This is a genomic window from Dongia mobilis, from assembly GCF_004363235.1.
Taxonomy (GTDB): domain Bacteria; phylum Pseudomonadota; class Alphaproteobacteria; order Dongiales; family Dongiaceae; genus Dongia; species Dongia mobilis.
The window spans coordinates 11,687-28,605 of sequence record NZ_SNYW01000002.1 but is presented as its reverse complement, the minus strand read 5'-3'; the positions used below and the strand labels follow the sequence as shown (position 1 = coordinate 28,605).

At 65.7% G+C, this 16,919-nt stretch carries 15 protein-coding genes; 13 read left to right on the top strand and 2 right to left on the bottom strand.

The window, feature by feature from the left end:
• The first annotated feature begins 13 nt into the window (after nt 1–13).
• From A8950_RS01125 to A8950_RS01110, 4 genes are all read left to right on the top strand, one after another.
• A complete protein-coding gene (locus A8950_RS01125; RefSeq protein ID WP_133611649.1) occupies nt 14–1,426 on the top strand; it encodes a sensor histidine kinase in 1,413 nt (470 codons plus the stop codon).
• Between the two features lie 119 nt (nt 1,427–1,545).
• Complete coding sequence (gene thrS, locus A8950_RS01120) at nt 1,546–3,477, top strand: threonine--tRNA ligase (RefSeq protein ID WP_133611648.1); 1,932 nt, start codon at nt 1,546–1,548, stop codon at nt 3,475–3,477.
• A gap of 149 nt (nt 3,478–3,626) precedes the next feature.
• Complete coding sequence (gene infC / locus A8950_RS01115; protein WP_133611755.1) at nt 3,627–4,160, top strand: translation initiation factor IF-3; 534 nt, start codon at nt 3,627–3,629, stop codon at nt 4,158–4,160.
• A 129-nt stretch (nt 4,161–4,289) separates the two neighbouring features.
• Nucleotides 4,290–5,276: an aldo/keto reductase gene (locus A8950_RS01110; RefSeq protein WP_133611647.1), complete on the top strand. Its 987-nt coding sequence runs from the start codon at nt 4,290–4,292 to the stop codon at nt 5,274–5,276.
• A gap of 61 nt (nt 5,277–5,337) precedes the next feature.
• Here the strand turns inward: A8950_RS01110 and A8950_RS01105 are convergent, their stop codons facing one another.
• Entirely contained in the window at nt 5,338–5,562 is a 225-nt protein-coding gene (locus A8950_RS01105) for a DUF1127 domain-containing protein (RefSeq protein WP_133611646.1), read from the bottom strand.
• Between the two features lie 371 nt (nt 5,563–5,933).
• Here A8950_RS01105 and phnD point away from each other — a divergent pair, with 371 nt between their 5' ends.
• The 5 genes from phnD to A8950_RS01080 all read left to right on the top strand — a co-directional run bounded on the left by phnD (nt 5,934) and on the right by A8950_RS01080 (nt 10,458).
• Nucleotides 5,934–6,887, top strand: a complete 954-nt coding sequence (phnD, locus tag A8950_RS01100) for a phosphate/phosphite/phosphonate ABC transporter substrate-binding protein (RefSeq protein WP_208109694.1) — start codon at nt 5,934–5,936, stop codon at nt 6,885–6,887.
• Between the two features lie 160 nt (nt 6,888–7,047).
• Nucleotides 7,048–7,875, top strand: a complete 828-nt coding sequence (phnC, locus tag A8950_RS01095) for a phosphonate ABC transporter ATP-binding protein (protein WP_133611645.1) — start codon at nt 7,048–7,050, stop codon at nt 7,873–7,875.
• Nucleotides 7,872–8,693 carry a phosphonate ABC transporter, permease protein PhnE gene (phnE, locus tag A8950_RS01090; protein ID WP_133611644.1) on the top strand — a complete coding sequence of 274 codons (822 nt, stop codon included), beginning with the start codon at nt 7,872–7,874 and terminating at the stop codon, nt 8,691–8,693. The genes phnC and phnE (A8950_RS01090) overlap by 4 nt, the downstream gene beginning before the upstream one ends.
• On the top strand, nt 8,693–9,508 hold the full coding sequence (gene phnE / locus A8950_RS01085) for a phosphonate ABC transporter, permease protein PhnE (protein WP_133611643.1): 816 nt from the start codon (nt 8,693–8,695) through the stop codon (nt 9,506–9,508). The genes phnE (A8950_RS01090) and phnE (A8950_RS01085) overlap by 1 nt, the downstream gene beginning before the upstream one ends.
• A complete protein-coding gene (locus tag A8950_RS01080) occupies nt 9,505–10,458 on the top strand; it encodes an HAD-IIA family hydrolase (RefSeq protein ID WP_133611642.1) in 954 nt (317 codons plus the stop codon). Before phnE (A8950_RS01085) ends, A8950_RS01080 begins: the two co-directional genes overlap by 4 nt.
• A gap of 152 nt (nt 10,459–10,610) precedes the next feature.
• Here the strand turns inward: A8950_RS01080 and A8950_RS01075 are convergent, their stop codons facing one another.
• Complete coding sequence (locus tag A8950_RS01075) at nt 10,611–11,963, bottom strand: adenylate/guanylate cyclase domain-containing protein (RefSeq protein WP_133611641.1); 1,353 nt, start codon at nt 11,961–11,963, stop codon at nt 10,611–10,613.
• Nucleotides 11,964–12,231: 268 nt separating this feature from the next.
• On the opposite strand from A8950_RS01075, the gene A8950_RS01070 reads away from it, so the two are divergent.
• The 4 genes from A8950_RS01070 to A8950_RS01055 all read left to right on the top strand — a co-directional run bounded on the left by A8950_RS01070 (nt 12,232) and on the right by A8950_RS01055 (nt 16,918).
• Complete coding sequence (locus A8950_RS01070) at nt 12,232–12,783, top strand: NifU family protein (RefSeq protein ID WP_133611640.1); 552 nt, start codon at nt 12,232–12,234, stop codon at nt 12,781–12,783.
• 175 nt (nt 12,784–12,958) lie between these two features.
• Nucleotides 12,959–13,570 carry a malonic semialdehyde reductase gene (locus tag A8950_RS01065; RefSeq protein ID WP_133611639.1) on the top strand — a complete coding sequence of 204 codons (612 nt, stop codon included), beginning with the start codon at nt 12,959–12,961 and terminating at the stop codon, nt 13,568–13,570.
• 179 nt (nt 13,571–13,749) lie between these two features.
• Nucleotides 13,750–14,772: a TAXI family TRAP transporter solute-binding subunit gene (locus A8950_RS01060; protein ID WP_133611638.1), complete on the top strand. Its 1,023-nt coding sequence runs from the start codon at nt 13,750–13,752 to the stop codon at nt 14,770–14,772.
• A gap of 52 nt (nt 14,773–14,824) precedes the next feature.
• Nucleotides 14,825–16,918 carry a TRAP transporter permease gene (locus A8950_RS01055; protein ID WP_133611637.1) on the top strand — a complete coding sequence of 698 codons (2,094 nt, stop codon included), beginning with the start codon at nt 14,825–14,827 and terminating at the stop codon, nt 16,916–16,918.
• The last annotated feature ends 1 nt before the right edge of the window (nt 16,919 follow it).

The following is a 16,919-nucleotide window of genomic DNA, read 5'->3' as shown; positions in this document are numbered from 1 at the left end:
CTAGGTTCCAGCCATGGCACCCCAGGCACAATCCCGGCACGCCGCCCCCCGGCCGCGCAGCGCCTCGTTGCAGGCGCGCCTCGCCGTGCGCCTGCTGGCGGTCTTCGTCTTTGCCTTCTTCGCCTCCGGCCTTGCCACCTTCCTGATCTCCCAGGCCGACGACACCGAGATTCCCGATGAAAGCCTGCTGCGCAATTTCGAAAGCCTGCGCGACTATGTGCGCGAGGAATCGGACGGCGTCTGGTCGGTGGACCCGGCCCAATTGCCGGCCATCGTCTCCTTCGTGCTGCGCTGGCCGGATGGCAGCGAAATCCGCCGCGCCGGCGATGCCGCCATGCTCTCGGCGATCGACCGGCGCGGGGTGCCGGACGGCCTCGCCAACCTGCCGCCCGGTGCCACCAACATGTCCTGGTGGCTCGATCCCGCCTCCAAGAACAGCTATTACCTGATCTCGCGCGCCGTCAGGATCGAGGGCCGGCGCGCCATCCTGCAGGTGATCCAGGTGCTGACGCCGACCGATTCCGGCCTTTATGCCCTGGTCGACGAATGGCTGGGCGAGTTCGTGCCGGTCGGCATTCCGCTGCTCATCGTGCTGGTGGCGGCGCTGACCCTTTCGCTGCGCTCGGCCCTGCGACCGCTCGAAAACCTGCGCCGCCGCGCCGCGCGCATCGGACCGCACCAGACCAGCCTGCGCCTGCCGCTCAACGACCTGCCGACCGAATTGCAGCAGCCGGTGCTCGCCATCAACAGCGCCCTCGACCGCCTCGACCGCGGCTTCCAGGCCCAGCGCGCCTTCCTGGCCGATGCCGCCCATGAGCTCCGCACGCCGCTCACCATCCTCGCTGCGCATCTCGATACCCTGCCGCGCCAGGTGGCAACCGACACGCTGAAAAGCGACGTCGCGCGCATGACGCGCCTCGTCAACCAGCTTCTCCTCGTGGCGCAGCTGCAATCCATGACCGTCGACCCGAAGGAGACGACCGATCTTTCCGAGATCGCGGTCGACCTCGCCGCGCTCTTTGCGCCGCTGGCCATCCGCCTCCACCGCGATGTCGGCGTCAGCGGCGCCGAGCAGCCGGTGATCGTGCGCGGCAACAAGGATGCCATCCACCAAGCCCTGCGCAACCTGGTCGAGAACGCGCTGCGCTTCACGCCGGAAGGAACCGAGGTCGAGATCGCGGTCGATCCCGCCGGCAGCGTCACCGTCGCCGATCGCGGGCCCGGCATTCCGCCGCAGGAGCGCCACCGCCTGTTCGAGCGCTTCTGGCAGGGCGAGTACAAGAAGCGCGACAGCCGCGCCGGCGGCGCCGGATTGGGCCTCGCCATCGCTCACCGCATCGCCGAGACCCACCAGGCGCGGCTCGAGATCGATGACAATCCCGGCGGCGGCGCCAAATTCACCCTCAGTCTGCCGCTGGCGGCGTGAAGTCGGGCCATTCTTCGTCCGGCTTGCCTTGACACGCCCCGGAATCCCCCTAAAGTCCCGCGGTTCCGGGCGAATTTGCCCCGGAATCGGTCAAAAACAGCCATTTGCAGAAGGAAGTCATGCTGACGATCACGCTGCCCGACGGCGCCAAGCGCGCGTTCCCGGGGCCGGTTTCCGGCGCCGAGCTCGCCGCTGCCATCGGGCCTGGCCTGGCCAAGGCCGCCCTCGCCATCAAGTTCGACGGCAAGGTCCGCGACCTTGCGACCGTCATCACCAAGGATGCGCAGGTCGAGATCGTCACCCGAACCCATCCCGATGCGCTCGACCTCATCCGCCACGACGCCGCCCATGTGATGGCCGAGGCGGTGCAGGAGCTCTATCCCGGCACCCAGATCACCTTCGGGCCGGCGACGGAGACGGGCTTCTATTACGACTTCCATCGCGCCGAGCCGTTCACGCCGGAGGATTTCCAGGCGATCGAACAGCGCATGAAGGAGATCGTCGACCGCGACGAGGCGATCACGCGCGAGGTGGTGTCGCGCGACGAGGCCGTGAAACGGTTCAAGGCGCTGGGCGAAAGCTTCAAGGCGGAATGGGTGAACGAAATCCCGGCCGATGAGGAGATCTCGCTCTATCACCAGGGCAAGTGGTTCGACCTCTGCACGGGGCCGCATCTCCCCTCCACCGGCAAGCTCGGCAAGGCCTTCAAAGTGATGAAGGTGGCCGGCGCCTATTGGCGGGGCGATGCCAGGAACCCGCAATTGCAGCGCGTCTATGGCACGGCCTGGGCCGACGAGAAGCAGCTCAAGGACTATCTCCACCAGCTGGAAGAAGCGGAGAAGCGCGACCATCGCCGCCTGGGGCGCGAGATGGACCTGTTCCACCAGCAGGAAGAGGCGGTGGGCTCGATCTTCTGGCATCCGCGCGGCTGGCGCCTCTATCGCAGCCTCGAGAGCTATATCCGGCGGCGGCTGGAGCAGAACGGCTATCAGGAAGTGAAGACGCCGCAGATCCTCGACCGCTCCTTCTGGGAAAAATCGGGGCATTGGGAGAAGTTCCGCGAGGCGATGTTCGTCATCGAGGATGACGAGGACAAGACCAAGCAGCTGGCCCTGAAGCCGATGAACTGCCCGGGTCATGTGCAGATCTTCCGCCAGGGGCTGAAGAGCTATCGCGACCTGCCGATCCGCATGGCGGAATTCGGCGCCTGCCACCGCAACGAGCCGTCCGGGGCGCTGCACGGCATCATGCGGGTGCGCGCCTTCACCCAGGATGACGCGCATATCTTCTGCACCGAGGACCAGATCGTTGACGAGACCAGGGCGTTCTGCGATTTCCTGCTCTCGGTCTACAAGGATTTCGGCTTCGAGGACGTGCGGGTGAAGTTCTCCGACCGGCCGGAAAAGCGCGCCGGGTCGGATGCCATCTGGGACAAGGCCGAGGAAGCGCTCAAGACCGCGACGACGGCCGCCGGCCTCCAGTTCACGCTCAATCCGGGCGAGGGCGCCTTTTATGGGCCGAAGCTCGAATTCGTGCTGCGCGACACCATCGGCCGCGACTGGCAATGCGGCACGCTGCAATGCGATTTCGTGCTGCCGGAGCGGCTGGATGCCTCCTATATCGGCGAGGACGGGCAGAAGCACCGGCCGGTCATGCTGCACCGCGCCATCTTCGGCTCACTGGAACGCTTTGTCGGCATCCTGATCGAACACCACGCCGGCAAGTTCCCGCTCTGGCTGGCGCCGACGCAAGCCGTGGTGTGCTCGATCGTCTCGGACTGCAACCCCTATGCGGAAAAGGTGGTGGCTGCGCTGCGCCGGGCCGGTCTGGTGACGGAATTCGACGGCCGCAACGAGAAGATCAACTACAAGGTCCGCGAGCACAGCCTGGCCAAGATCCCCGCGATCATCGCGGTCGGCAAGCGGGACGAGGAAGCGGGGACCGTCGCCATCCGCCGTCTGGGTGAGGAAGGACAGAAAACCTTGCCCCTCGACGAGGCGGTCCGGGTGCTTGCCGAGGAGGCGCGCTCGCCGCTCGATCGTGCCGTTTAAGCGGGGCATTGCTGAAATGCCCATAAATTTGGCATAATGCCACCAAATCACCCGCCGCCCGAACCCAGGTGGCGGGTGCCTTGCCTTCAAGGCGGAACTTCCGCGAAGGCCATCAACAGCAACAGTTTCAGGAGCCGACCATAGCTAGGATACCCACCCAGGAGAACGCGCCCGCCCGTGACCAGGGCCCCCGCGTCAATCACCAGATCAATGTGCGCGAAGTGCGCCTGGTCAAGGAGGACGGCGAGATGTATGGCGTCGTCCCCACCCGCGAGGCACTCACCATGGCGGCCGATGTGGGTCTCGATCTGGTGGAGATCTCGCCCAATGCGACCCCGCCCGTCTGCAAGATCCTCGATTACGGCAAGTTCAAATACGAAGCGCAGAAGCGCAAGAACGAGGCCAAGAAGAAGCAGAAGGTGATCGAGGTCAAGGAGATCAAGATGCGCCCGGGCATCGACACCCATGATTACGAGGTGAAGATGCGCGCGATCCGCAGTTTCCTCGGCGAGGGCGACAAGGTGAAGGTCACCATGCGCTTCCGCGGCCGCGAGATGATGCACCAGGAACTGGGCCTCAAGGTCCTCGACCGCGTGCGCAACGAGCTCGAGGAACTGATCAAGGTGGAGAGCCATCCCAAGCTGGAAGGCCGCCAGATGATCATGACGATTGCGCCGAAATAGGCCGCCAAAGCAATCGGCCAGCATCAGCGTGTTTCAGGCAATGCCCCGGACTTGATCCGGGGCATTTCTTCTTGATGATGGCGCGATCGCGCCTCGGCGGCGCATTCATTTCTTGAGACGGAGACGGCCATGCTGCCAAGGCGCAAACTGGGAAGCCAGGGGCTCGAGGTTTCGGCGATCGGGCTTGGCTGCATGGGCATGAGCCAGTCCTACGGGCCGGCGGACGAGGCTGAATCGATCGCCGTCATCCACCGCGCGCTCGATCTCGGGTGCAACTTCCTCGACACCGCCGAAGTCTATGGGCCCTATGTCAACGAGGCCTTGCTGGGCAAGGCGCTGAAGGACCGGCGCGACCGCGCGGTCATCGCCAGCAAGTTCGGCTTTGCCATCACGCCCGAGGGTTCGATCGGCGGCACGGATTCAAGGCCCGATCACATCCGCGCCGTGGTCGATGCCTCGCTCCGGCGCCTGCAGACAGACCATATCGATCTTCTCTACCAGCACCGCGTCGACAAGGCGGTGCCGATCGAGGAGGTGGCTGGCACGGTGGGCGACCTCATCCAAGCCGGCAAGGTGCGCTATTTCGGCCTTTCCGAGGCTGGCGTCGCCACCATCCGCCGCGCCCATGCGGTACAGCCCGTCTCGGCCGTGCAGAGCGAGTATTCGCTGTGGGAGCGCAATCTCGAAGGCGACGTCATCCCGCTGCTCAAGGAACTCGGCATCGGCCTGGTGCCGTTCTCGCCGCTGGGGCGCGGCTTCCTTACCGGCGCCGTGCGCGCTGCGGATCTGCCGGCCGATGACTACCGGCGCCAGGACCCGCGGTTCCAGGGCGGCAATTTCGAGAAAAACATGCAGGCGGCAACTGTGGTGCGCGACCTTGCCGCGCGGAAGGGCGTGAAGCCGGGGCAATTGGCGCTCGCCTGGCTTCTCGCCAGGGGCGATTTCATCGTGCCCATTCCGGGCACCAAGCGGCAATCCTATCTGGCCGAGAATGTCGCCGCCGCCGCCATCCGCCTCGATAGAACGGAACTGGCAGAGCTCGATGCTGCCCTGCCGCCCGGCAGTATCACCGGGTTGCGCTATGGCGCGATGCATCTTGGCCTGGTGGATCGCTAGGCTGCACCGCCAGGCTGGTCCGCCAGGGAGGGCGCGGCCCATCGGGCGCCATGCAGGCTATTCAATTGGCCGCGGCGGTCTTGGCGAAGGTGCCGGCCTTGCGGTCGGCCTTCATCATTTTGGGCTGGATGCGGGCGGCGGCTTCGCGGGCGATGCCGGCGATTTCCGAACGGCGGATGCCGAGATCGGCCAGTTCGCGCTCGCTATAGGCCGACAATTCGCGGTGCACTTCGCTCATCACCGCCCAGCGGCGCCAGGTGGTCCGGATCAGGGTCAGAAGCTGCATGGTCATGTCCTCTTGAAATGGGATTGTTCAGCAGCCTCCCAGAACTCGCCACGTATATAGTCTGACAATTGCTGCAATGCAACATGATTTTCCGGTGCCAGCACCGGCGAAGGTGACCCTATCGGGCCTGGACGCCGCGAGAGAACGGGATTCCGGACCGGAAACCAGCCATTTAGGTCGCTGGAGGAATACTTAACCGAAAACGAATTAACTCCATCATCCTCCTGAATGATTTGGAGGATTTGTCCGACGCGCCCGCAGGGCTGGATGTCATGAACCATATTTCTGCTTGTAATAAAAACGTCATCGATCTCAACTATCGATGGCCCCGTGCCCACAAATGAGAATGATTTTCGATAGGGAGAGACGCAGTGACCTTGAAGCCCCTTTTGGCTGCCGCCTTCGGCATCGCTCTTTTTGCCAGCAATGCCCAGGCCGAGTTCAAGCTCGACAGCCGGTTTACCGATAGCGATGGCGACCTCATCGCCGATATCCCGAGCGATCCGGCGCAGCAGGTCGACCCGGATACGCTGATCTTTGCCTATACGCCGGTCGAGGATCCGGCGGTCTATGCCGATGTCTGGTCGGAATTCCTGGCGCATATGGAAGGCGTCACCGGCAAGAAGGTGCAGTTCTTCCCGGTCCAGTCGAATGCCGCCCAGATCGAGGCGATGCGCGCCGGGCGCCTGCATATCGCCGGTTTCAATACCGGCTCCAATCCGCTGGCGGTGGCCTGTGCCGGATTCCGCCCCTTCACCATGATGGCCTCGGCCGACGGTTCCTTCGGCTATGAGATGGAGATCATCACCTATCCCGGCTCCGGCATCGAAAAGCCGGAGGACATCAAGGGCAAGCAGCTGGCCTTCACCTCGGAAACCTCCAATTCCGGCTTCAAGGCGCCTTCCGCCCTGCTGAAATCGGTCTATGGGCTAGAGGCCGGAACCGATTTCGAGCCGGTCTTCTCCGGCAAGCACGACAATTCGATCCTGGGTGTGGCCAACAAGGATTATCCGGCGGCCGCCATCGCCAATTCGGTCATGGCGCGCATGCTGGAGCGCGAGGTGGTCAAGCCCGAGCAGATCGTCACGATCTACAAATCGGACACCTTCCCGACGACGGGCTATGGCATCGCCCACAATCTGAAGCCGGAACTGCAGGACAAGATCAAGGAAGCCTTCTTCGGCTTCAAATGGGCCGGCTCCAAGCTCGAGGCCGAGTTCTCGAAATCGGGCGAGGCGCAGTTCATCCCGATCACCTTCAAGGACAATTGGGCGGTGATCCGGCAGATCGACGAGGCGACCGGCGTCTCCTATGACTGCCAGTAACGGCGGCGGGCGCTAGGGTCCGGATGGATCCTGCGGCGGGCGCAATCGGCCAGAGCGGCCGGTTGCGCCCGGCCGATTCCGTCATCGCCTCGATCTGCCAATAATCGCACCACCAAAGCCCCAGCCGGCGACAAGACCGGCGTGACGACAGGGAACAAGCATGCTGCGCCTGGTTTCGCTCACCAAAACCTACAAGACCGGCGACCGCGCCCTGAGCGAGGTCAGCTTCGAGGTGCCGGCCGGCCAGGTGGTCGGCCTGATCGGCCCGTCCGGCGCCGGCAAATCCACCCTCATCCGCTGCGTCAACCGCCTGGTCGAACCGACCGGCGGGCAGATCTTTCTCGGCGATACCGAAATCACGGGCCTAGCCCGCGGCGAATTGCGCGTCCTGCGCCGGCGCATCGGCATGATCTTCCAGGAATACGCCCTGGTCGAACGCCTGACCGTGATGGAGAACGTGCTCTCCGGCCGCCTCGGCTATGTTCCCTTCTGGCGCTCCTTCATGCGCCGCTTTCCGGAAGCCGATGTCGCCACGGCCTTTGCGCTGCTGGAGCGCGTCGGCCTCTCCGACCATGCCGACAAGCGCGCCGACGCGCTTTCCGGCGGCCAGCGCCAGCGAGTCGGCATCGCCCGGGCGCTGGAACAGAATCCCGAATTGCTGCTGGTCGACGAGCCCACTGCCTCGCTCGATCCCAAGACCTCGCGCCAGATCATGCGCCTCATCAAGGAGATCTGCGAGGAGCGCAACCTGGCCGCCATCATCAACATCCACGACGTCGTGCTGGCGCAGGGCTTCACCGACCGCATCATCGGCCTGCGTGCCGGGCGCGTCGTCTTCGATGGCGCCCCGTCCAGGCTCGATGATTCCGTGCTGACCGAAATCTATGGCGAGGAGGATTGGGCGCAGATGCGCCGCGCCGAGCAGGAGGACGAGGAAGACGCGCGCGCCGAGATGCGCCGCCGCGAGATGATGGCGGAGGCCAGATGACATCGGCCGCGAACACCGCATCCCTGCCGCGCCGACACTGGAAGCGGCCGCCACTCCTCATCAAGTCGCCGCTGCTGCGCTGGATCATCTATGGCGGGGCGCTGGTCTATCTCGTGCTTGCCGTCGGCACGGTCGAGGTCAACTGGTCGCGTGTCTATGAGGGGCTAGAGCGCGGCTGGCGTTTCATCCAGGGCTTCCTGGTGCCGGACTTCACCTCGCGCTGGCGCGACATTTCCGTCGGCCTGGTGGAGAGTCTCACCATGACGGTGACCTCGACGGTGGTCGGCATTCTCATTTCGGTACCGATCGGCATCGGCGCTGCACGCAACCTGGCGCCGGCCTGGATCTATCTTGTCTGCCGCGCCATCATCGCCGTGTCCCGCTCGTTCCAGGAGGTGATCATCGCCATCCTGCTGGTGGCGATGTTCGGCTTCGGCCCGTTTGCCGGCTTCCTGACCCTGAGCTTCGCCACCATCGGCTTCCTCTCCAAGCTGCTGGCCGAGGATATCGAGGATATCGACGAGACCCAGGCCGAAGCGATCCGCGCCACCGGTGCCGGCTGGTGGCAGCTGGTGAACTATGCCATCCAGCCCCAGGTGATGCCGCGCCTCATCGGCCTCTCGCTCTATCGCCTCGACATCAATTTCCGCGAATCGGCAGTCATCGGCATCGTCGGCGCGGGCGGTATCGGCGCGACGCTCAATACCTCGATCGACCGCTATGAGTACGATTCCGCCGGCGCCATCATGCTGATCATCATCGGCATCGTGATGGTGTCGGAATATTCGTCCTCCCACATCCGCAAATGGGTGCAGTGATGCCGGTCGGCAAAATCGCGGGCCAGCCGGTCTGGCAGCATCGGACGCCGCGGGCGCGCCTCGCCCTCTGGGCCGGCTGGCTCGGCCTCGTCGCCCTCTTCGTCTATTGCTGGCAGGTGATGACGGAGACCACGATCTGGGCCTTCGTTCATGACGCGCCGGCCCAGGCCGTCGATATCGGCAGCCGCATGCTGCCGCCGCGCTGGGGCTATATCGAAAAGCTGCTGCTGCCGCTGTGGGACACGCTCAACATGGCGACCCTGGGCACGCTGCTCGGCGTCATCCTGGCGGTTCCGGTCGCCTTCCTGGCGGCGCGCAACACCACGCCCAGTGTCATGCTGCTGCGGCCCATTGCCCTCTTCATCATCGTGTCGTCGCGCTCGATCAACTCCCTCATCTGGGCCCTGCTGCTGGTGGCCATCATCGGCCCCGGCCTGCTGGCGGGGATCGTCGCCATCGGCCTGCGCTCGATCGGCTTCATCGGCAAGCTGCTCTATGAGGCGATCGAGGAGATCGATGTCTCTCAGGTCGAAGCGGTGACGGCGACCGGCGCCAGCCGCGGCCAGATCATGGATTACGCCATCGTGCCGCAGATTCTGCCGGCCTTCTGCGGCATCACGGTCTTCCGCTGGGACATCAACATTCGCGAATCGGCCATTCTCGGCCTGGTCGGCGCCGGCGGCCTCGGCCTGCAATTGCAGGCCTCGCTCAATGTTCTGGCCTGGCCGCAGGTGACCATGATCTTCCTGGTCATCCTCGGCACGGTCGTGGTCTCCGAGTGGGTCTCGGCCAAAGTCCGTCAGGCCATCACGTGACCGGCGGCGCGCTGCCGAGGCCGGAACCGGCCCCGGACACTCTGCCCGATGCGGCGACGCCGGACTGGGCGTTCCGGCGCTATGAGGCAATCCGCGCGCGCCTGCCGCACTGGCCGGAACAACGCCTCGCCGACAGTGTCCAGGTCGCCGATCTCGGCGACCTGGAGGCGGATTTCGACGCCTTCCTGTTCGATTCCTTCGGCGTGCTGAATGTCGGCGACACGCCGCTGCCGGTGGCGGCTTCGCGGCTTGCGCACCTCAAGGCGCTCGGCAAGCAGGTGGTCGTGCTGACCAATGCGGCAACGCCGGCCCATGGCGATCTGATTGCCAAGTATGAGCGCATGGATTTCGGCCTCGAGCCGCGGCAGATCGTCAGCAGCCGCGCCATCCTGGCGGCCCATATGGCACCCTATGGCAGCGACTGGACCTGGGCGGTGGCGGCGCCGCCCGAATCCGGGATCGCGGAACTGCCCGGCAAATGTCTCGCCTTCGACGCGGCGACGGCGGCCCGGGCGGACGGCATCGTCTTTCTCAGCAGCAAGGGCTGGAGTGCCGCCGCCCAGGCGGTGATGGCGCAGGCGCTCGCCGACCGGCCGCGCCCCTTCCTGATCGGCAATCCCGATCTGGTCGCGCCGCGCGAGGGGCACCTGTCGCTGGAATCGGGCGCCTATGCCCATGACCTCGCCGACCGGCTTGGCCTCGCCCCCGAGTTCTTCGGCAAACCCTTCGCCAATGCCTTCGGCGCGGCACTTCGCAGCCTGCCCCCCGGCATCCCGCCCGAGCGGGTGCTGATGGTGGGCGACACGCTGCACACCGATATCCTGGGTGCCGCCGCGGCCGGCATCGCCTCGCTGCTGGTGACCGAGCACGGCGTGCTGCAGGCGCTGGATGTCGATATCTGCATCGCCCGGTCCGGCATCCGGCCAACCTATATCGCGCCCCATATCTGAAGGCGGCCGGCGCCGGGGACACCGGGTCCCGCGGAAGGGGGCGTGGCGGCGCCACCGCAGTCGGCCGGACCTACGTCCGCACATTAACCTAAATCGAGTTGATTCGAGAATGAAGCGGCTGGCCGGCCCGCCCGACAGGTTGGCGCGGTATCCTATGGCAGGCCGAAGACATCCTGCGGTTCGGCGAAGCCGCGCAGGGGATGGCTGCCGAGATATTTGAGGGTCGAGCCGCAGATCGAGGCGAATTGGCGCGAGGCGAGCAGCGGCTGGTCGAGTATGGGGCAGAGCGTCTCGATCCGCTCGGCCAGATTGACCGCGGGGCCGATCACGGTGAAATCGAGCCTGGCATCCTCGCCCTGCGCCGCGCCGATATTGCCGTATGAGACCGAGCCCGCATGCAGGCCAATGCCGATCTTGAGGGCCGACTGCCCGGTCGCCATCCTGAGTTCGTTCAGGTCCCGCAGGCCGGCAAGCGCCGCCATCGCCGCGTCCAGCGCGATCCGGCACTTGCGGTCGCGGTCGAGGTCGTCGCGCATCGGGAAGATCGCCAGCATGGCGTCACCGATGAATTTCAGAATCTCGCCGCCGCGCGCGATCACCGGCCGCGCCACGGTGTCGAAATAGTCATTGAGCGTGGCGATGACGAGGTCGCGCGGCAGTTCGTTCGACATCTGGGTGAAGCCGCGCAGATCGCAATACCAGATGGCGGCGGCAATGGTGCGGGCATCGCCGCGCTGGATCTGGCCGGAGAGCACCGCCTCGCCGGCATTGGAACCCAGATAGACATGCATCAGCGAGCGGGCGATATAGGCCCATTCGCGTGCCTCGATGATGAGCGAAAGCAGCGGGATGAGCGTGCGGAAAGCCGCAAGCTGCGCCTCGGCGAAACCCTCCGGCGCGTCCGAGGCGATCGAGACCGAGGAGCGCACGCCGCCGGGCAGGCGGATAGCGAAAATGGCGTAATCGGTCGCGCCCTGCTTGCGCATGTCGTCGAGGATGGGGAAATCGTTGGCCGCCTCCGCCCCCGCCCCGGGTGTCAGGCGCCGGCGGATCTCGTTCACCTCGCCCTGGTAGAGCACGCGCAGGGGCGAGGTGATGAACTCCGGGCTGGTCATCACGGCATGGTCGCGCGCGACGCGCTTGGCCAGGGTATCGCCCTTGTTCCAGACATAGCCGATGGCGGCGATCTGCGGATGCAGGGTGCGCACCGAGACGAAGAAGCGCAGCAGCGGGAAGCCGCATTTGCTGAGGCGCAGGGCCAGGCCGCTGACGAATTCGCCGAGATCGGGCAGCAGGCGGCCTTCCTCCAGCATCCACTGGAAGGCGGCCTCGACGGCGGGACAGCCGAGACAAGCGGCTTCGCCCGCCATGGCGCGGGCCACCATCGGAACGGGCGGCATGGCGGCAGGCAGCGCCGCGGCGGCGGCCTGCACCCCCGCGCGCGCTGCCGGCAGCAGGCCGTCGCTCAGATCATCGTCATTGGCTATCTGGATCTTGGCCGCCATCTCTCGTCCGCCGCAGCACCGGCCAGCCGCCGCCGCCGATTCCATCAGGATTCTTCCCGCGCCGAGATATGGGGGTGGCATGGCACGGGATCAAATACCTTTCTCTTCCATCACTCTAGCAATCCAGGCGGATTCGCGAAACCGCGACGGCAAACTGCCCGGTTGCGGCCATCAGCCGCTAAGGCACAGAAAAATAAGGGTTGAAGTGCTACCCCGCCGCATTACCTTCTGGGGCAGCTATTGACCCGAAAGCGTGCGGAGAGCCGCCATGTTCATCCAGACCGAAGAGACGCCGAATCCGGCGACGCTGAAATTCCTGCCCGGCCGCGCGGTCATGGGCGAAGGCACGGCGGATTTCGCCCGTCCCGAGGGCGCCGAACGCTCGCCGCTGGCGCAGCGCCTGTTTGCCGTGGACGGCGTCGCGCGCGTCTTCCTCGGCGGCGATTTCGTCACCATCACCAAGGCCGAGGGCAAGGACTGGTCGCTGCTGAAGCCGGCCCTGCTCGGCATCATCATGGAGCATTTCACCACCAATCAGCCGATCCTCCTTGGCGACGGCATGGCAGCCCCCGCCGCCGGCGGCGAGGAGGATGACGAGATCGTCCTGCAGATCAAGGAACTGCTCGAGACCCGCGTGCGTCCGGCGGTGGCGCAGGATGGCGGCGACATCGTGTTCCATTCCTTCGAGGACGGTGTGGTTTATCTGCACATGCAGGGTTCCTGCTCGGGCTGCCCCAGCTCGACCGCGACCCTCAAAATGGGCATCGAGAACATGCTGCGCCATTACGTGCCGGAAGTGCTGGAAGTCCGGCCGGTCTGACAGGCCGGATCGCCGTGACTCCCGCATTGCTCGCCGGGGTGATCCAAGGCGTTGGCCGACGCGAAGAATGAAACGGGCGCCCGGGATGGATCGGGCGCCCGTTCCCGTTTGCCCCGCACATACTGTCCTGCCCGTTGCAGGGGCGCCCGGCACCGATCGATCCGCAGGAGATTCCATGACGGCAGATTTCCAGAAGCCCGAGAGCCTCGCCGGCGACATCGCCCTCGATCTCATCTTCCGCCAGGCGCGCACCTATTCGCATTTCCTCGACCGCCCGGTGACGGACGAGACCCTGCGCGCCGTCTATGACCTGGCGCGCCTCGGCCCCACCAGCGGCAACTGCCAGCCGCTGCGCATCCATTTCGTGCGCGGCGCCGAAGCGAAGGCGAGGCTGGAGCCGGCCCTCGCCGCGGGCAACCGCAAGAAGACCATGGCTGCGCCGGTGACGGCGATCTTCGCCATGGACATGGAATTCTACGAACAGCTGCCCAGCCAGTTCCACGACCCGGAGGCGCGCTCCTGGTTCGCCGGCAAGCCGAAGGCGATCGACGAGGCGGCGATGCGCAACGGCACGCTGCAGGCCGCCTATTTCATCCTGGCGGCACGGTCGCTGGGCCTCGATTGCGGGCCGATGTCGGGTTTCGACCGGGAGAAGGTCGACGCCGCCTTCTTCGCCGGCACGGCTTGGCGCTCGAACTTCCTGTGCAATCTCGGCTACGGCAATCCCGGCCGCCTGCACCCGCGGAACCCGCGCCTCGATTTCGACTTCGCCTGCAGGATCGCCTAGGCATCCCCTGCCGGGCGATCGGCGCTTGCCAGCGGACTCGGCCGGCGCCTAAACTCCGCCATATGGATGACGGGCCGGCCCTGACCCTGCCTCGATCCGACCCTGCCGCGCATCCTCTCGCCGCATGGGCAGAAGCAAAACCCACCAACAGAAAACCCGCAAGACATCGGAGACAAGCAATGACCCGACGATTCAAATCCATTCTGGGCGTGGCGGTCGCCATCGGCCTTGCCACCGGCGGCCTCGCCGCAGGGGTTGGCCAGGCACAGGACATGAAGTTCTTCCGCATCGGCACCGGCGGCACGGCGGGCACCTACTACCCGATCGGCGGCCTCATCGCCAATGCGATCTCGAATCCGCCGGGATCGCGGCCCTGCGAGGAGGGCGGCTCGTGCGGCGTGCCCGGCCTCGTCGCCTCGGCGCTGGCCTCCAATGGTTCGGTCGCAAATGTGAACGCAATCAATGGCGGCACGCTGGAATCAGGCTTTGCCCAGTCGGATGTCGCCACCTGGGCGCAGACCGGTACCGGTATCTGGGAAGGCAAGCCGGCAGCCAGCAAACTGGCCGCCATTGCCAATCTCTATCCCGAAAGCATCCATCTGGTGGCAAGCGCCGAATCCGGCATCAAGAGCGTCGCCGATCTCAAGGGCAAGCGCGTTTCGCTGGACGAGCCGGGCTCCGGCACGCTGGTCGATGCGCGTATCATCCTGGAGGGCCACGGCCTTGCCGAAAGCGACGTGCAGGCGGAATTCCTCAAGCCCGATCAGGCGGCGGACCGCATGCGCGACGGTGCCATGGATGCGTTCTTCTTCGTCGGCGGATTCCCGGCCGGCGCCATCGCCGAACTCGCCAGCCAGCACCAGATAACGCTGGTGCCGATCGATGGCGACAGCGCCGCCAAGATCCGCGAGAAATATCCCTTCTTCGCTGCCGATCTGGTTCCGGCCGGCACCTATGAAGGGGTCGATGGCGACGTCACCACCCTGTCGGTTGGCGCGCAATGGGTCACGAGCACCGACCAGCCGGAAGACCTCGTCTACGGCATCACCAAGGCGTTGTGGAACGACAACACCCGCAAGCTGCTCGATTCCGGGCACGCCAAGGGCAAGAAGATCGTCAAGGAAACCGCCCTCGACGGAATCGGCATCCCGCTGCATCCGGGTGCCGAGCGGTTCTACAAGGAAGCCGGGTTGCTGAAATAGCGCCAGAAGGAACGGGGCCGCATCGCGGTCCCGTTCCGGCACTGTCCTCGCCATGACCCGAAAATTACCGCACGATAAGCAGCAGGACGATAGCCGCCACCTCAGCGCGGACGAATTGCAGCAGATCGAGGAAAAATTCGATCCCGAGCTGCGCTTCCGCAAGCTCGGCCCGGCGCTGGCGGTGCTGGCCGGCCTCATCCTCTTCCTGCTCTCCTGCTATCACTTCTATACCGCCGGGTTCGGCATCCCGCGCGCCACCACGCATCGCGGCCTGCACCTTGCCGTCACCCTGTTCCTCGCCTTCCTCAGTTTCTCCGCCTTCGCGCGCCGCGCGCCGAAACCAGGCCTGCTGGCGCCGCTGGGGCTGCCGCTGATCGACTGGCTGCTGGCCCTGGCCGGCGCCGTCGCCGCGCTCTACGTGCCCTGGATCTACGACCAACTTGCCTTCCGCGTCGGCGATCCGCTGGCCATCGACATCGTCATGGGAACCATCCTGATCCTGGTCCTGCTCGAGGCGACGCGGCGCTCCATGGGCTGGCCCCTGCCGGTGATCGCGCTGCTGTTCATCGCCTATGCCTATTTCGGCCAGTCGATGCCGGGCGTGCTGGTGCATCCCGGCGCCAGCTGGAGCAACATCGTCAATCATCTCTATCTTACCAGCCAGGGCATCTACGGCACGGCGCTCGGTGTCATCGCCACCTATGTGTTTCATTTCGTGCTGTTCGGCGTGATGGCGACCAGGATCGGGCTCGGCCAGCTCTTCATCGATGTGGCCTCGGCGCTGGCCGGTCGCTATTCCGGTGGTCCGGCCAAGGTCTCGGTCCTTTCCTCGGCGCTGCTCGGCTCGATATCCGGTTCCTCCATCGCCAACACGGTGACCACCGGTGCCCTCACCATCCCGGCGATGATCCGGGTCGGCTATCCGCGGCATTTCGCGGCGGCGGTGGAAGCCGCTGCTTCCACCGGCGGCCAGATCACGCCGCCGGTGATGGGTGCCGTCGCCTTCCTGATGATCGAGTATCTCGGCCTGCCTCTCACCACGATCCTGACGGCGGCCCTGGTGCCGGCCTTCATGCATTTCTTCGGCGTGCTGATGCAGGTGCATCTCGAGGCCAAGCGCCTCGGCCTGCGCGGCCTCAGCCGGGACGAGATTCCAAATGCCTGGCGCGTCCTCAAGGCCGGCTGGCTCTCGCTGCTGCCGCTCCTGCTGCTGATCGGCGTACTGCTGAGCGGCCGCACGCCCTTCGCTGCCGCCTTCTGGGCGATCACCGCCTGTATAGCCGTACTGATCTGGCAGAGCGTGTCTGCCGGCGGATGGCGCAACGGGTTGCGCGCGGCGGCGCATGGGGTGTTCGAGGGTTTCGTGCTGGGCGCCAAGCAATCCATCTCGGTGACGGCGGCGGCGGCACTGGTCGGCGTCGTGATCGGCGTCGTCACCCTGACTGGCGTCGGCTTCAAGATCGCCTATATGGTCACGGGCCTGGCCGCCGAATGGGCCACCAGCATATCGGCGCTGCTCGCCTTCCTGCCCTTCGACGTGATGTCGGTGCCGACGCTGACGCTGCTTTTTACGCTGCTGCTCACGGCCATCGTCTGTGTCCTCATGGGCTGCGGCATTCCCACCACCGCCAATTACATCATCATGGTCGCGGTGGCGGCGCCGATCCTGGGGCTGCTCGGCGTCGAGCCGTTGGTGGCGCATTTCTTCGTCTTCTATTACGGCGTGCTGGCCGACATCACGCCGCCCGTGGCGCTTGCCGCCTATGCCGCCGCGGGCATCGCCGGCGCCAATGCCTTCAAGGCCGGCAATACGGCCTTCCGCCTCGGCATGGGCAAGGTGCTGGTGCCCTTCGTCTTCGCCTTCTCGCCCTCCCTGCTGCTGGTGACAGACGGCTTCACCTGGCAGGCATTCGCCCTGGCCGTGACTGGGGCCATCCTTGGCATCTGGTCGCTGTCGGCGGCGGTCTCGAAATGGCTGTTCGGCCCGCTCTACGGTTTTGAGCGCCTGCTTCTGGTGATTGCCGCCCTGCTGCTGATCGCGCCGCATCTCCCGTCGACGCTGGTGGGTGTGGCACTGATGCTGCTGGTCGCCCTGCGGCAATGGCTCGGCCGGGCGCGGCGGCACGGTTCCCGCTCCCGCCCGTAGC

Coding starts and splice junctions, on each gene's coding strand:
- phnE (WP_133611643.1), top strand. CDS start 8,693: ATGCCGGTCGGCAAAATCGCGGGCCAGCCGGTCTGGCAGCATCGGACG.
- A8950_RS01070 (WP_133611640.1), top strand. CDS start 12,232: ATGTTCATCCAGACCGAAGAGACGCCGAATCCGGCGACGCTGAAATTC.
- A8950_RS01055 (WP_133611637.1), top strand. CDS start 14,825: ATGACCCGAAAATTACCGCACGATAAGCAGCAGGACGATAGCCGCCAC.
- A8950_RS01105 (WP_133611646.1), bottom strand. CDS start 5,562: ATGCAGCTTCTGACCCTGATCCGGACCACCTGGCGCCGCTGGGCGGTG.
- thrS (WP_133611648.1), top strand. CDS start 1,546: ATGCTGACGATCACGCTGCCCGACGGCGCCAAGCGCGCGTTCCCGGGG.
- phnE (WP_133611644.1), top strand. CDS start 7,872: ATGACATCGGCCGCGAACACCGCATCCCTGCCGCGCCGACACTGGAAG.
- phnC (WP_133611645.1), top strand. CDS start 7,048: ATGCTGCGCCTGGTTTCGCTCACCAAAACCTACAAGACCGGCGACCGC.
- A8950_RS01125 (WP_133611649.1), top strand. CDS start 14: ATGGCACCCCAGGCACAATCCCGGCACGCCGCCCCCCGGCCGCGCAGC.
- A8950_RS01065 (WP_133611639.1), top strand. CDS start 12,959: ATGACGGCAGATTTCCAGAAGCCCGAGAGCCTCGCCGGCGACATCGCC.
- A8950_RS01060 (WP_133611638.1), top strand. CDS start 13,750: ATGACCCGACGATTCAAATCCATTCTGGGCGTGGCGGTCGCCATCGGC.
- A8950_RS01075 (WP_133611641.1), bottom strand. CDS start 11,963: ATGGCGGCCAAGATCCAGATAGCCAATGACGATGATCTGAGCGACGGC.
- A8950_RS01110 (WP_133611647.1), top strand. CDS start 4,290: ATGCTGCCAAGGCGCAAACTGGGAAGCCAGGGGCTCGAGGTTTCGGCG.